At 53.3% G+C, this 13,318-nt stretch carries 15 protein-coding genes; 4 read left to right on the forward strand and 11 right to left on the reverse strand.

From position 1 onward, the window contains the following. Positions 1-21 precede the first annotated feature (21 nt). From ACOMDU_RS08285 to ACOMDU_RS08305, 5 genes are all read right to left on the reverse strand, one after another. Positions 22-1,095 carry a TlpA disulfide reductase family protein gene (locus tag ACOMDU_RS08285; protein WP_421129915.1) on the reverse strand — a complete coding sequence of 358 codons (1,074 nt, stop codon included), beginning with the start codon at positions 1,093-1,095 and terminating at the stop codon, positions 22-24. Positions 1,096-1,434: 339 nt separating this feature from the next. Further along, positions 1,435-2,124 carry a DUF2249 domain-containing protein gene (locus ACOMDU_RS08290; protein WP_421129916.1) on the reverse strand — a complete coding sequence of 230 codons (690 nt, stop codon included), beginning with the start codon at positions 2,122-2,124 and terminating at the stop codon, positions 1,435-1,437. Positions 2,125-2,128: 4 nt separating this feature from the next. Continuing rightward, positions 2,129-2,386, reverse strand: coding sequence for a DUF2249 domain-containing protein (locus tag ACOMDU_RS08295; RefSeq protein WP_421129917.1), 258 nt, complete (start codon positions 2,384-2,386; stop codon positions 2,129-2,131). 25 nt (positions 2,387-2,411) lie between these two features. Continuing rightward, positions 2,412-2,567: a rubredoxin gene (locus tag ACOMDU_RS08300; protein ID WP_212818966.1), complete on the reverse strand. Its 156-nt coding sequence runs from the start codon at positions 2,565-2,567 to the stop codon at positions 2,412-2,414. Between the two features lie 30 nt (positions 2,568-2,597). Next, entirely contained in the window at positions 2,598-3,311 is a 714-nt protein-coding gene (locus ACOMDU_RS08305; protein ID WP_421129918.1) for an ATP-binding protein, read from the reverse strand. A 98-nt stretch (positions 3,312-3,409) separates the two neighbouring features. Here ACOMDU_RS08305 and ACOMDU_RS08310 point away from each other — a divergent pair, with 98 nt between their 5' ends. The 4 genes from ACOMDU_RS08310 to ACOMDU_RS08325 all read left to right on the forward strand — a co-directional run bounded on the left by ACOMDU_RS08310 (position 3,410) and on the right by ACOMDU_RS08325 (position 5,590). Then, complete coding sequence (locus ACOMDU_RS08310) at positions 3,410-4,078, forward strand: Crp/Fnr family transcriptional regulator (RefSeq protein ID WP_421129919.1); 669 nt, start codon at positions 3,410-3,412, stop codon at positions 4,076-4,078. Positions 4,079-4,353: 275 nt separating this feature from the next. Next, a complete protein-coding gene (locus ACOMDU_RS08315) occupies positions 4,354-4,701 on the forward strand; it encodes a helix-turn-helix domain-containing protein (protein WP_421129920.1) in 348 nt (115 codons plus the stop codon). A 303-nt stretch (positions 4,702-5,004) separates the two neighbouring features. Then, complete coding sequence (locus tag ACOMDU_RS08320; RefSeq protein ID WP_421129921.1) at positions 5,005-5,409, forward strand: sigma-70 family RNA polymerase sigma factor; 405 nt, start codon at positions 5,005-5,007, stop codon at positions 5,407-5,409. Further along, positions 5,402-5,590, forward strand: coding sequence for a helix-turn-helix domain-containing protein (locus tag ACOMDU_RS08325; RefSeq protein ID WP_421129922.1), 189 nt, complete (start codon positions 5,402-5,404; stop codon positions 5,588-5,590). Before ACOMDU_RS08320 ends, ACOMDU_RS08325 begins: the two co-directional genes overlap by 8 nt. 105 nt (positions 5,591-5,695) lie before the next feature. On the opposite strand, the gene ACOMDU_RS08330 is transcribed toward ACOMDU_RS08325, so the two are convergent. The 6 genes from ACOMDU_RS08330 to ACOMDU_RS08355 form a co-directional block, all read right to left on the reverse strand. After that, a complete protein-coding gene (locus ACOMDU_RS08330; protein ID WP_421129923.1) occupies positions 5,696-6,739 on the reverse strand; it encodes a hypothetical protein in 1,044 nt (347 codons plus the stop codon). A gap of 11 nt (positions 6,740-6,750) precedes the next feature. Continuing rightward, complete coding sequence (locus ACOMDU_RS08335; protein WP_421129924.1) at positions 6,751-8,097, reverse strand: hypothetical protein; 1,347 nt, start codon at positions 8,095-8,097, stop codon at positions 6,751-6,753. An 84-nt stretch (positions 8,098-8,181) separates the two neighbouring features. After that, on the reverse strand, positions 8,182-10,179 hold the full coding sequence (gene ligA / locus ACOMDU_RS08340) for an NAD-dependent DNA ligase LigA (RefSeq protein ID WP_421129925.1): 1,998 nt from the start codon (positions 10,177-10,179) through the stop codon (positions 8,182-8,184). Further along, the gene (locus ACOMDU_RS08345; RefSeq protein ID WP_421129926.1) at positions 10,172-10,381 is read right to left on the reverse strand and encodes a hypothetical protein; all 210 of its coding nucleotides are present in this window, start codon (positions 10,379-10,381) and stop codon (positions 10,172-10,174) included. The genes ligA and ACOMDU_RS08345 overlap by 8 nt, the downstream gene beginning before the upstream one ends. A 17-nt stretch (positions 10,382-10,398) precedes the next feature. Then, positions 10,399-12,408 carry a PcfJ domain-containing protein gene (locus tag ACOMDU_RS08350; RefSeq protein WP_421129927.1) on the reverse strand — a complete coding sequence of 670 codons (2,010 nt, stop codon included), beginning with the start codon at positions 12,406-12,408 and terminating at the stop codon, positions 10,399-10,401. Continuing rightward, positions 12,405-13,256, reverse strand: coding sequence for a Cas9 inhibitor AcrIIA9 family protein (locus ACOMDU_RS08355; RefSeq protein ID WP_421129928.1), 852 nt, complete (start codon positions 13,254-13,256; stop codon positions 12,405-12,407). Before ACOMDU_RS08355 ends, ACOMDU_RS08350 begins: the two co-directional genes overlap by 4 nt. Positions 13,257-13,318: the final 62 nt, after the last annotated feature.

Consider the following 13,318-nt stretch of genomic DNA (forward strand, 5'->3'; position numbering starts at 1 on the left):
CCTCCCTTTGAAGATATTGGATCAGCCCATATCGGCAGCCAGTGCCTTGTCGATCTGGGCTTGCAGTGCATCGGCCTGCGCCTTGCTGGTGATAGCCCCCACAATGGGATCGCCCACGATGCGGCCGCTGCGGTTGACCACGTAGGTGGTGGGATAGGCGTAGATGCTCTCCACGAACTTGCCCGCCTCGCTGCCGGAATCGAAGTACACGTTCTGATAGGTGGCGCCGCTCTGGGTCAGCACATCCTTGGCGTCAGAGATGGCCGTCTCGTCGCCGTCCAGCGTAAAGGCGTTGATGCCGATCAGCGCACCGCCCTTGCCGGAAAGCTCCTTGTTCAGCGCGTCCAGATCGCCCAACTCGCCCACACAGGGACCGCAGGTGGTGAACCAGAAATTCACCACGGTGACGGCCTTGCCGGAGAACAGATCACTGCTCTTTACCGTATTCCCGTCCAGATCCTTGCCCTCAAAGGCAGGGAACTTCGGCAGGCTGCTGTCATCCGTCTTGCTGCCCGTGCTGCCACTATCAGTCTTGTTGCCCGTACCGCCATTGTCGGGGGTGTCGCCAGTGCTGCCGCTATCGGTCTTATTGCCTGTGTTGCCGCCGTCGGTTTTATTGTCCTTATTGCCGCTGTCGGGCATCGTGTCCATATCCTTGTCCGCCGGCATATTCATATCGCTGTCCAGAGATTTTTGCATGATCTCGGGATACTTTTCCTCCAGTGCGGCCAGCTTGTTTCCGATGTCGCGAATCTTCTCCGCTTCGCCCTGAAGCAGCTTCAGCTCGTCTGATGAAAACTGATCCTTGGCGGCGTCGATGGTTTCCAGCAGAAAGTCGCCGTAGTTTTTACCGTCCTCCATCATGATCTTACCCTTGTCCGCTGCCATAAAGACCTTTTCCCAAAGTGCTGTGTTCTCCGCCAGAATAGCAGCCTCCTGCGCTGTCAGCTCCTTGTGCATAGCAGCCGCCTCCTCGGCGTTCTTCGGCTCGTTGTCCATGCCGTCCATGTGATCGCCGCCCTTTGCGCCGCAGGCGGCCAGAGAGAGCACCAGCACGACTGCCAGCAGCAATGTCATTAGTTTCTTCGTGTGCATGTTCGTTCCTCCTTGATCTTTGTCGTCGTTCTTCTGCGGCGTTTCTGCCGCAAGGACTGTTTATTTTTACTGTCTCCACGGCCGCAGCGGAAGAGGGCGGCATTGGTGGGACAGACACGCTGCATTCTATTACCATAATAAAGCGAATGGGCTAAAATCTTTGTTAAGAACGGGGATTTAATGGAAATATATCTTATATTCTCTGAAAATAAAGCGATTGGAAAAAGGCAGGGGCTGCAAGAAGAGAGTACCCGCGAAAAAGAACCAAGCCCAAAAGCTGCGCGGCTGCGGAGAGCGTTCTCCCCGCAGCCGCGCAGCTGTTTGTAAAGTTCTCTGCTTTTAATGCAAGACCTGCATCTCCGGGTTCTTCTCTCCGAATTTCTCGCGCAGCGCGCTGCAGATGTCCTCCCGGGACTTGCCCTGCTTCTCACCGTTTTTAATGAGCTTGTATGCCTGAAACAGTGCCGAGGGGCCGATCTCGCTGCTGAAAAAGCCAATGCCCTGATTCCATGCCAGCAGCTCGAACACGTCGTCCAGCGCGGCACTCTCCACGCCGTGGACATATGCCTTTACCAGCTCCCGCACCGCCTGCCGCATCCGGCCCGCACCCACAGCGTTGGTCAGGGACAGCAGCAGCCGCGTTTCGTAGGGCAGTACGCGCTTCTCGCTCTGCCATGTGGTCTCCCAAAAATCCACGGCGATCTGCCCCAGCTTTTCGTCGATCACGGGATAGTTCAAAAGAGCCAGTGGCTTGAAGGGAGCGGAGCTGTCGCCTTCCTTCTTCTCCACACGGCAGAACCAGACATGGAACTCCGCCTCACCCCGCTGCTCGGTGTAGTGCTCGTAGCCCAAGCCCTCCATGACAGCGTACAGTGGATGCGGCTCAAAGGTCTGGATGATGTGTAACCCTTCGCCCACCTCCAACGTCTCGGCTCGTTTCTTCAGCCCTTCAAAAAAGCTGCCCTGTATATGGCGCACATCCATGGTCTGAAACCCCTGCGCTTTGTCCTTCCAGTTTTCGTAACTCATGCGGTTATTCTCCTTTCCTCACTCGATAAAACCAGACGTGGTATTCGCTGCCGCTCACCTTCTCCGTGTGACGCTCAAAGCCCATAAGGGCCAGCACCGGGTACAGGGGGACAGGCTCGAAGGTCTGGATGATATGCAGTCCTTCGCCATTTTTCAGCGCGGCAGCCTTTGCCTTCAATGCGGGGAAGAAGTCCAGCTTTTTGCCCCGCACGTCCAGCACTTCGAATGTGCCGACTTTGTCCTTCCAGTTATCATAGCTCATCGTCTTTACTCCTTTTGTAGAAAGCTCACGCCTCCTCAAAGCTGTCCTTACCCACGCCGCACAGGGGGCATTCAAAATCCTCCGGTACCTCGCTCCATGGCGTTCCCGGCGCGATACCGCCCTCGGGATACCCTGCGCTCTCGTCGTACTCCCAACCGCAAACGGTGCAAACGTATTTCATAATACTTCTCCTTTCGTGTTCTCCTGTGTTTTACTCCTCCTTCAGCCGGCCGTCCACCGTCACGGTGACCACCTGCCACGGGATGAACTTCCCGCTCTGCTGGAGTGCCTTTTTCGCCGCCAGCTCCAGCCCGCCGCAGCAGGGCACCTCCATGCGGACGACGGTGACGCTCTTAATGTCGTTCTCCCGGATGATCTCCGTCAGCTTTTCGGCATAGTCCACGCTGTCCAGCTTGGGACAGCCCACCAGCGTGATGTGTCCTTTGATGAACCGCTCGTGGAAGGCGGCGTAGGCGTAGGCGGTGCAGTCGGCGGCGATGAGAAGCCGCGCCCCGTCGAAATAGGGCGCATTCACCGGCACCAGCTTGATCTGCACCGGCCACTGGGACAGGCGGCTCGCCTGCTGGGCTTGCGGCGTTTCCACGGCGGGCGCGTCCTGACGCTGAATATTCCGGGACTGGCTGCCGGGGCAGCCGCAGGGCAGCGTCATGCCCGCTTTCCGCATTTTACGCTGCTTGTTTTCCATGACGGCCTGCTCGTCGTATGCCGCCGCCTCGCGCTCCACAAAGGTGATCGCCCCGGTGGGACAGGTGGGCAGGCAGTCCCCCAACCCGTCACAGTAGTCGTCCCGCATGAGCTGCGCCTTGCCGTCCACCATGGCGATGGCGCCCTCGTGACACGCCTCGGCGCAGGCACCGCAGCCGTTGCACTTATCCCTGTCGATCTCAATGATTCTCCGTACCATATTTTTGTCCTCCTTGCGGTTCTTCTTGACTTTGTGGCTTCATTTTACTATCATAATTTATGAAAGTCTGTTGGCACGCCAACGAAAAGGAGAAAAATATGCGGATCAATTTGGGAAACACCCCGCTATTTCGCGGCATGACGGTGCCGGACATCGAGGAAATGCTGCGCTGCCTGCGCGCCGTAGAGCGCACCTATAAAAAGGGCGCGGTCATTCTGCCGGAGGGGACACCCACGGAGCAGCTGGGCGTGGTGCTGTCCGGCCGGGTCATCATCGAGATGGGGGACGTGTGGGGCAACAACAGCGTCCTCAGCAGCGTGGGCGCAGGCGGCATCTTTGCGGAGGCGTATGCCTGCGTGCCGGGTGAGCCGCTGATGGTCAACGTCACCGCCGCCGAGGACACGGAGGTGCTGCTGCTGCACATCGGGCAGGTGCTGGAGCCCTGCGCCAAGGTGTGTCCCCGCCATCTCCGGCTGCTGCGGAACCTGCTGACACTCTCCGCCGGGAAGAACTTGCAGCTCTCCCGCCGGGTGCTGCACACCTCACCCAAGTCCATCCGCAAGCGGCTGCTGTCCTATTTCTCGGAGTGCATCAAGCGCACCGGCAGCTACGAATTCGACATCCCCTACAACCGCCAGCAGCTGGCGGACTACCTGAACGTGGAGCGCAGCGCGCTGAGTAACGAGCTGTCCCTCATGCAGCGGGATGGGCTGATCCGGTACGAGAAAAACCACTTTGCCGTGACGGAGCAGTTAGGGCAGCGGTGAAAAAACAGGGAAGCGTGCGGCGTGGTAGGATGGTTCGCTTTTGTCGGCGTGTGCGCTATAAGTGTGCTACGAACCGGCTTTTTGAGATTTGTTGACCTTTCAACGAAAAAACTTGACTTAATTAGGCAAATAATACTTTGATGCACCAAAAAACGGCATAAATTTCCCTGCAACTATAAGTATATGGGCGGTTGCACATTTAGGATATTAAAACATGCCCAAAATGCACATACAATACAAGTTAAGAACACTTCATCTGCAGGAGACTTGTTTGTATGATAGACTACGCATTTATAGGCGCACGGCTCAAGGAAGCGCGCATACGGAAAAACATGACGCAGGAGCAGCTGGCTGCGATGACTGATGTGGGGTCTACACATATCAGCCATATTGAAACCGGCATGACGATCCCCAGCACAAAGCTGCTTGTGCAAATGATGAATATTCTGGACTGTGATCCCGCCGAGGTGCTGTGCATGGAAATGCGCAGTGCGCGGCCTGTCCTGAACAGTTGGCTTTCTGATCTGGTCGCAGATTGTAACGAGGATGAAGTAAAAATCATCACGGATACTGTTATGGCACTGAAGGCAAGCCTGCACCGTAACCGAAGCGAAGATAAATAAAGGGGATAAGCCCTCTTTTGCATATTCTGCAAAGGTTGGGCTTCATTTTTTTACCGACACACACCAAAAAGACCTTGCCTGAACTATGGACAAGATACAAAGTGACGCTAAAGACAGCCCTTTACGCGAATACGTTTTGAGCTGAGACAACGCCGAATATCAAAACGCCCGCATTCTGCCCTGAGCAGAATGCGGGCGTTTTTCTTGTGTCGAAAAGCAACAAAAAACACCGTGCGGTGCAGAGGTCCGCCCATAATGGCCGTTCCCCCAACGAAACCATTATGATAAAGGAGGCCTGCTGCCATGCGGGATAGTCAGTACAAGTCGTGCGCGGTACAGAACCAGTTTACAGCCTATCTGATTGCCGCGATTCGCAATTACAAAAGAACGTATTTAAGGAGAATTTCCACAGCTCTTCGGACAGAACTGCCCATGGAGGGACACAGCGAGGTGATGGAATTATGTGAGGAAACGGACTTCTTCTGTGGGCTGTCGCTGATGCAGCGATTGGAGAATGAGCGTCTGTTCGCTGCTATGCAAGGGTTAAGCGAGCGAGAGCGTTACATATTTCTGTCTAAAGTCCTTGGAGAGATGAGTCTTTCCGAGATTGCGCTGTCGCTCGGTATCACCTATGGAGCTGCGGCCATGTCCTATCATCGCACGGTCTCGCGCCTGAGAAACGCTGTGGGAGGTGGTAAAGGTGAATGATTTCATGGAGCTGTTCATGAGTGCGAAGACCGGGGATTCGTCTGCAATGGAGGAACTTCTGCATATGTACTACCCGCTCTTATACAAGGAATCCGTGGTCAACGGGATCTTTGATGAGGATCTGCTTCAGGAACTGTGCCTGCTGTTCTTAAAGTGCGTGGCAAAGTTCAATATTCGATAGAGAGAAATCTCCCGTCGCATTCTAAGGAAATTATGGTTTAGCCGCTGCATGGAAGAAGCCCAGTTCGCATGAAAGGCGAGCTGGGCTTCCCAATTTCACTAATAACTATACATTTTCAAGTCTCTCAACGGCTTCTTCATAGGTATATACCGGCAGAAACCTCGTCCCTTCGCAGACCGCCGAGAACACGGGGGGATGACCTCCTGCATCGCAGGCGAACACTCCTTCTGCCTCTACGGCGGCATTCAGTCGCTCCAAGTACATATAGAGGTTCCCGGAACGATCCATCCTATATTCCGGTGCAGAGCCAATCTGATGCTGCCCCATATAAAGCCGCGTTTCTTCCGGCAGGGGCATCAACAGCTTACACGTGGCTGCCCGCGACGGTCGTTCCACCATCGGAGCAAAGAGGCTGCTTTGCTCTCCAAACATGGAGCCGCGCGCGTGTACGCGCTCCTTATACGGGAAGTGACAGGTGTTTTGCCAAAACATAGCGGTTAGCCTGCGGACATTCTCGCACATGGCATAGGTATCGATCATCTCATGGGGACGGTGTTCATTGAAATAACCTGCGCTGATATTGACAGCCGCAGTTTTCAAGTGCGGTGCGACCACAGAGATGTCGCTGAACGAGCCGGAGTTCTCCTTGAAACCGAAGCTGCAAACGAACTCCATGAAGTCAGGGTTATCGCAGTGATAGAATACGGCGTCATTCCTGCCGCGCCGATCCAATTCAACGATATAGTTGACCTCCGGACGCAGCTTGCTGTTGGTAAATTTCCTTGCACCCACACCGCCGAGCTCCTCGTCTTCGCAAAACAAGATATGACAATGGCACTCGCGCATCAGCATCAAGATCATATACACACCGGCACGGTCATCACCGCCGATCCCGTAGGGCGACATCAGGTAGCGTCCATCCTCGGAGCAGCAGATGATGTCCGGCCGATGGGTATGAACCGTGTCCAGATGGGCAACCAGCAACACGGGGACAGTGCCTTCTGCATAAAGAAATCCGCTTTTACAGACGGGTTCATAGTCGTGCGCGCGCAGCTGCTGCACAAGATGCTCTTTCAGCTCGCGCTGGGTCATCTTCAAGATGCTTTCAAAATGGGATATACTCATTCCCATAGCTTCGCAAATATTCATTATGCTCCTCCTCACGCCACCGCTACGGTAGCTTTTTCACAAAGCGTATGACCCATAGCACGACAGGCGGAGGCCATGCTGCACGATGCGCAACCGGAAGTCAACTGCTGGTAGCAGTCCTGACAGACCTCCACCAAGGTGCCGCGCCGGTTATAAGCTGGATACATAGTGCCTAAAGTGGGGCGGCCGCAGGCGGCGCAAATATGCAGGCACGTCTTGCAGTAAAAACCATCTTCAAGATAGATTCCTTGACCACGCGCTACCGTCTGCCCGCATTTACGGCAGACGGCCACCTCTTTGCAAGAACACTTGATGGCACCATTGCTCCGCAGCTCATTACCGCAGCAGACACACTTGGCTGCAGCTCCGATGGTCAACTCCGTGTCCTTTCTATGTCCCTGCAGAACCGAGAGATTACCATGATAATTATAGTCCGGATAATGTAAGCTGCCTCGATAGGTCGAGAGATGGGCGTTCAAGTCAGGACGTTTTGTTTTCAGGTACCAGAGGTTTGGTTCCGTCAGGCATCGGGAAATAGCCTTCTGCACCAGATGGCGGAACAGCTTGGACACTTCCAGCGCGTTTCCTGTATCGGCAGGATAAAGCCGGGACTGGAACAGGGTGCCGTTTTCATAGAAAAACATCTGCCGGTATCGGCGTATGGCTTTGCGGTATTCCCCAGAAACGTCGGCATCTACGGCATAAAATACCATGCTGACTCTATCGTTCATATAGGAAAGACAACCTGCCTGATATCCTCCGTCGCTAAGGCGATGGCAGGACACCCATGTGTTGGATTTGCTGGACATCTCCAAAAAGTCACAGGGATGTACGGAGAGAACTCCGATCTCCTGCATGGTCAACGGGTTCAGAGCGTCGGCAAGCTGTGCAAAAACGGCGTTGTACCGGGTGTGCCTATCGACGCCGTATTTCTTGCAAAGTTTTCCAATAATGCGGCTGGCCTTCTGATCTTTAGCACAGCGTATCCCGCCGCGCTGGCGTAGGATCTCCAGATTTTCTTCAGAAACGGTGCAGCTATAGCCTGACACGGCCGCATGCAGTGCTGTGCGGAAATCCTCCAGCTGCTCACCGCTGATCATCTCAGAGGCGATGTCCAGCAGCGTGAAGGCCGTTTCATCTACCATATCAGGATGAATAGAGAGGGCCTGATTACAGTCGAAGATGATAGCCTGTTCATCCTCGTTCCAATTGGGATGACGCCGCAGCAGTGAAAGCAGATCCGCTTTCGCTGTCTGCCAGGTTGTCAGATTAGCCATAACACCCTCTTCCGAAAAACTCTTTTCGTATTTGTACATAACCTCATAAAACTCGTTTTTCAGCTCTGTGAGCTCTTTCACTTCATTCACACCTTTCTTGCATTTTAGAGTGGAGGGGTAGAGAGCACTGCGCACTCTACCCCTTTTGCGACTAACGGCCGCGCCTCATTCTCCGATCATCTGGAAAAACTCGCCCGGCGACAGTACACGGATGCCCAAGGCACGTGCCTTATCCAGCTTACTGCCGGCGTTTTCACCACAGATCAGATAGTCGGTCTTTTTTGTTACAGAACTGCCGGCCACAGCACCCAACGATTCGATCTTCGCGTTGATGCCGCTGCGGGTATAGGGCTCGACCTTTCCGGTCACAACCATCGTGCAGCCCACGAACGGGTTGCTCTCCATTGAGTGCGTTTCGGTAGTTACGGTTTGGATCGTCACCATTTCTTGTAATTCCTCCCAAAGAATACGATTCTCTTCTTGTGCGAACCATTGATGAATGTTTTGGTGCAGTGTTTCTCCAAAATCGGGAAGCTGTGAGAAATCGAAATCATTTTCCACGGCTTCTTCGAAAGCGGAAGGCGAGCTGCCAAACTGCTTCGCCAGCACTTTGCTGGCGTGATTACCTATCATCGGGATGTCCATGGCAATCAGGTACCTCTCAAATGTGGTATTTCTGCTGCGCTGTATGGCACCCCACAGATTATCCCACGATTTCTTGCCAAATCCGTCCATGCAGATGATCTCCTGCATATAGTGATCCAGGCGATAGACGTCTGTGAAACTGTGTAGCCAGCCGCGAGCAATCAAACGCTCCAGTGTGGCCTCGGATAAGCCCTCAATATCCATAGCTTTTTTGCTGACAAAATGCACGAACCGCCGAAGCTTTCGCACGGCGCAGTCTGGGTTATCACAGAAGAGTGCCTTTTTCCCTCCGTCTGTAATATGAAACCGCGTTTCTGCACCGCAGCAGGGGCAGTGCTTCGGCGTTACAGCATCCAGATCAAAATGCCCACGCTCCAGATTCTCCTCAATATGAGGAATGATCATGTTTCGCTTGGACACCAACACACGGCAGCCGGGCATCAGCTCAAGACTCTCAATGAAAGATAAGTTGTGCAGGCTGGCACGCGATACGGTGCATCCATCGATCACTACGCTGTCGAGTACCGCCACCGGCGCGATCTCGCCGGTGCGCGAAGGTGTCCATTCGATATCCCGCAGGACGCTTTGGTATAACTCGTCCTCAAATTTGAAGGCGAGTCCATCCTTGAAGTGATGACCGGTGCGCCCGCAGGTCCTGGAGTAGTCCACCTCATCGTAGGTCAGGACAAGACCATCGATGGGGAGATCGCTCTTTTCTGCGGCCTCGCGCATTTGGGCTATGAGCTGTTCATATTGTGCCTTGTCGCCATTCTGCAACTGTACGGCATGAATGACGCCGAACCCAAACTCAGTGAGTTTCAGAAGCCGCGCATGTTTTCCGTTTGCCCAGTCCGTGTGCTCCTCGAATCCTTCCAAAACCGAGAAGGGAAGAAATGACACATGGCGCTGGGCGCAGATCGCTGCGTCAAAAGCCCTTATGGACCCGGCTGCCAGATTGCGGCTGTTCTTATACGGATTGCCTGCGCTGTCCGTGATGGATTTCAGGCTCTCAAAATCGCTGTTGTGGATGAAGCTCTCGCCGACGACCACCAATCGATCTTCATAGGGGATGCGTTCGGGAATGCCGGAGATCGCCTTTGCGTTGTGTGTGATATTCTCGCCGATATACCCATCTCCGCGCGTTGAGAGGCGGATAAGCTGACCGTTTTCATAGATCAACTCTGTTGTCAGACCATCCAGCTTCAGTGACAGATCAACTGTACGCCCTGCCTGAAATGCGATCAGAGCCTCAATGCTCTTGGCCTTATCAAGCGATAGCAGGGGAATGTCGTGTGCGACCTTTGGTAATGCTGACACGACAGGATACCCAACCGTCTGTGTGGGCGAATTCGCCATGCAGACACCGGTATGCTCCTCCAACGCCAGTAATTCATCGTACATATAGTCGTACACATCATCTGCTACACTGGGGGCATTGAGGTTGTAGTATTCGTGCCGGTATCGGTTGAGTTGTGCGACCAGCTTTCTCATAGTGCTCATTTCTACTGCGTTAGCCATTATGTTCATTCCTTTCGTTGATACTATCACCGAAATTCAGCTTTCGGATCATGGCAAGAATAGCGTTATCGTCATTCCACGGTGCAGACCATGGCTGCGGGGAAATGGTGTCATAACGCACGAAGACCTGGCCCTCCGAAATTTGCAAGGATACATCTGCGCGTTTCGCGCAGACGATGGCAAGATTCCCTAATTGTTTCATACTGTCCAACTCCTTTTTTAAGCTGCGGCCTTATCGGAGGCATACAGCACCCGCTGTTTCCATTGTTCAATAAATGCCGTGATCTGAGCCGGAGGCTCCTTGTTGTCAAAGCCTCGTGCCTGCGTAACCTGACCATCCTTTACCTCTACGGTACAAAGTGATTTATCCGGCTCGTCAACACTCCTCACAAAGAGAATGACGCTCTTTTTTTCGGCAACATTTTTAACATAGAGTCTCACACAGTGATGAAGCGCCGCACCTTCATCCACGATCTCTTTTGCGGAATGCGGAGGGATCATCATGAGTTCTTTGCTCTGATACTGATACCGCTTCTGCCATTCGTCAAAGCTGCCTGCGATAGCTTTTTCATGCTCTGCCGTGCGTTTGTCCTTCAGTGTCTTTGCTACACTGTCATGGGCAGCCTTCAGCTCGCGCGGAAACAATATGAAGCTATTTTTCACGTCATATTGCAGTTCCTTGCACATACAAAGATAGTCATGGTAGTCGGTGATCAGCGTGTTCATCTTGTAATAGTCTACACGCTTCAAAGCCGCTTCATCTTCCGGAGCAAACTGCTGCTCCACATAACGCTGCAGTTTATGCACACTCATGTGAGCAAGCAACTCTTTCGCCGCGTCGGCATTGCTGATCTTGCTGGCAATAAACCACTTTATTTGTTCCGTGCTCGGTTTGTGATCTGCTTGGAGCAGCTGACGAATCAGATGTAATTGGTCGATTGAAGGATTCAACTCCCGTAAGAGTGGAAAATAAGGCCGATCAATACCTAATATGGCCCGCATGTTCTCACCGTTGAAATTGATGGCTTGAAGTGCGGAGTAACTATAACCTCCATATATGATGCCACTCACCAAGCGGTAAAGCTTCATCTTGATCAAATGCTCAATCTTGGGCCGTTTTATATATGCACTCAAGAATGTTGCCACTCCCGAAAACGAAGCGATGCCGGAAAATGCCTCCAGCTGTGAATAGGCCCACGGCGTATCCTTCAGCGTATCAGATAAGTTGCGTTGATATAAGACCCCGCTCATATCTGCCGTAAAATTATATTTCCACCGGTCGAATACCGGGCGGTATCCATTGCACCACGGAGTCAAATCGTATCCAGCCTTATAATGATAGTAGTAGGCATCAACGCTGCACTGTCCGCTCGATGAAAGGGTAATAAACTGCCGTGCATTTTCCCAGATCTCAAAATGGTTTGGGATGTCTGAGTCAGCAAACGAACGGTACACCTTTATGATCCGCAGTACCAGTCCGTTACCCTCCGCCTTTTGCAGCACTTGAACCGTTTCGCGGTCAAAAATACGTCCACGCCTTCCTCTGCACTTGAATGTGATCTTCTTTTTGCAGCGAGGGCAGAGGCCGGAGGTGTTGTGCTTAGCTGCCGCAATACGGACCTCGTGCCGGCAAGCGGTACAATATGCATGCCCCGGCGCTTTTCGCTGGTAATCATAGAAGATATACTGCGGCATGACTTCGCGGTGGATAAAACCTTTAAGGTCTCGGGGCAGCACTGGCACATATTTCATCCGGTCTATGATCGCACGCTGCTTTTTCCACTTACGTTCTAACTCCTTGCGGTATGAAATCAGCCGTTGCAGATAACCTAACATTGAAATAGCGCCGCGCTCACATTTACAAAAGCGAGCTACGCGAGATTCGTCCTGCTGCCGGTAGAAAGCACACTTACTGTCAAAGCCTCCTATTCGGTCCAAGGAACCCAATGTTGAGCATTGCCATGTGGCCTTCGCATCCTCTCTAAATGAAAGTGTGGCGAAATCATCCCGGCTGTGGAACATGACCCAACGGGGTTTGATGCTGCCCGCCAGAATGCTCTCCCTCTGATAGATATAGAGCACCAGGATACGCTGCCCGGCAATATTCTGCACTGCCGTGCGGATAATATAGGGGTAGCTCTCTACATGAAGCACGCCTTCATTCAGATTGAATTCCAGTTCCGGCATGGCAAACTTGCGGCAGGCGCGTTTGTCTATTTTACGAGTCATGCGCTCACCCCCAGGCTATCGAAAGAGATCTGTTCGTCCAAGGGTGCAGCTTCCGTTGGCGTGTCGGCTGGTTTTTCCTCCGCTTTGGCGGCGGGCTTCTCCGCTTTTTTCTTCTCCGCCTTTTTCGTCGTGCTGCTCCTGCCGCCGTAATACGGTTTAGGAACAAACTTTTCTTCTTGACCACGATCCTCCTTTGCGTTCATATCTTTGAAGTAATCCTCCGCCCACTGGTAGCAAAGCCCGTCCGGCACGTCGGTGCCGTAGCCTTCAGCCGAGGGCTTGACGTCATTGTCCTCCATCTCCTGCTTGGCAAACTCAAATGCCCTGCGTTTGATATAACGGAAGCAGTTGACCATGTTCTTGCGGGGGTGCATGACATTCCGGGCAAAGGCCACATCCTCAAGGCAAAGCGTCTGGATATACTCGGTGACGCACTGCTTCATGTTGCGGCGTGTCAGTCGTTCGGAATCGTCGCCCACACGCTTCATAGAGGCGGCCATCACTTCGTCATCGCTCATCGCTACCGCGTTTTCCCATGCGGCCTGTTCAGATTCCTCCTTGGCTCGCTGCCTGGCCTCCCACTCGGCTTTCCGCTTGGCCTCAGCCTGCTCATGCTCCTGCCGCTTACGATCCTCTTCCGCCTTTTTATCTGCTTTCAGATTGGAAGGTGGAGGGGAATCATCTGCGTTTTGCTGCATCTGGGAGAGCAGAGCCTTCGCCTGCTCCTCCTCAGCCTGCTGCCGGTCGTCTGCCCGTCTGGACGCCAACTCTGCGGCATCCTGTATCGCCGGGCTTCGATCCTGTACATTATCCCGCAAGTCTGCGGCCATCTCTGAATATACTCCCATAAGGCTCCTCCATTTCAAAATAAAACGGCATTGGGCGGGTGATAGAAACACCTGCCCGATGC

The sequence above is a fragment of the Vescimonas sanitatis genome (genome assembly GCF_049060325.1).
GTDB classification, from domain to species: Bacteria; Bacillota; Clostridia; order Oscillospirales; family Oscillospiraceae; genus Vescimonas; species Vescimonas sanitatis.

Bases quoted from the DNA above. Each gene is read 5' to 3' on its own strand.
- ACOMDU_RS08285 (WP_421129915.1), bottom strand. From the start codon at position 1,095: ATGCACACGAAGAAACTAATGACATTGCTGCTGGCAGTCGTGCTGGTG.
- ACOMDU_RS08290 (WP_421129916.1), bottom strand. From the start codon at position 2,124: ATGAGTTACGAAAACTGGAAGGACAAAGCGCAGGGGTTTCAGACCATG.
- ACOMDU_RS08295 (WP_421129917.1), bottom strand. From the start codon at position 2,386: ATGAGCTATGATAACTGGAAGGACAAAGTCGGCACATTCGAAGTGCTG.
- ACOMDU_RS08300 (WP_212818966.1), bottom strand. From the start codon at position 2,567: ATGAAATACGTTTGCACCGTTTGCGGTTGGGAGTACGACGAGAGCGCA.
- ACOMDU_RS08305 (WP_421129918.1), bottom strand. From the start codon at position 3,311: ATGGTACGGAGAATCATTGAGATCGACAGGGATAAGTGCAACGGCTGC.
- ACOMDU_RS08310 (WP_421129919.1), top strand. From the start codon at position 3,410: ATGCGGATCAATTTGGGAAACACCCCGCTATTTCGCGGCATGACGGTG.
- ACOMDU_RS08315 (WP_421129920.1), top strand. From the start codon at position 4,354: ATGATAGACTACGCATTTATAGGCGCACGGCTCAAGGAAGCGCGCATA.
- ACOMDU_RS08320 (WP_421129921.1), top strand. From the start codon at position 5,005: ATGCGGGATAGTCAGTACAAGTCGTGCGCGGTACAGAACCAGTTTACA.
- ACOMDU_RS08330 (WP_421129923.1), bottom strand. From the start codon at position 6,739: ATGAATATTTGCGAAGCTATGGGAATGAGTATATCCCATTTTGAAAGC.
- ligA (WP_421129925.1), bottom strand. From the start codon at position 10,179: ATGGCTAACGCAGTAGAAATGAGCACTATGAGAAAGCTGGTCGCACAA.
- ACOMDU_RS08345 (WP_421129926.1), bottom strand. From the start codon at position 10,381: ATGAAACAATTAGGGAATCTTGCCATCGTCTGCGCGAAACGCGCAGAT.
- ACOMDU_RS08350 (WP_421129927.1), bottom strand. From the start codon at position 12,408: ATGACTCGTAAAATAGACAAACGCGCCTGCCGCAAGTTTGCCATGCCG.
- ACOMDU_RS08355 (WP_421129928.1), bottom strand. From the start codon at position 13,256: ATGGGAGTATATTCAGAGATGGCCGCAGACTTGCGGGATAATGTACAG.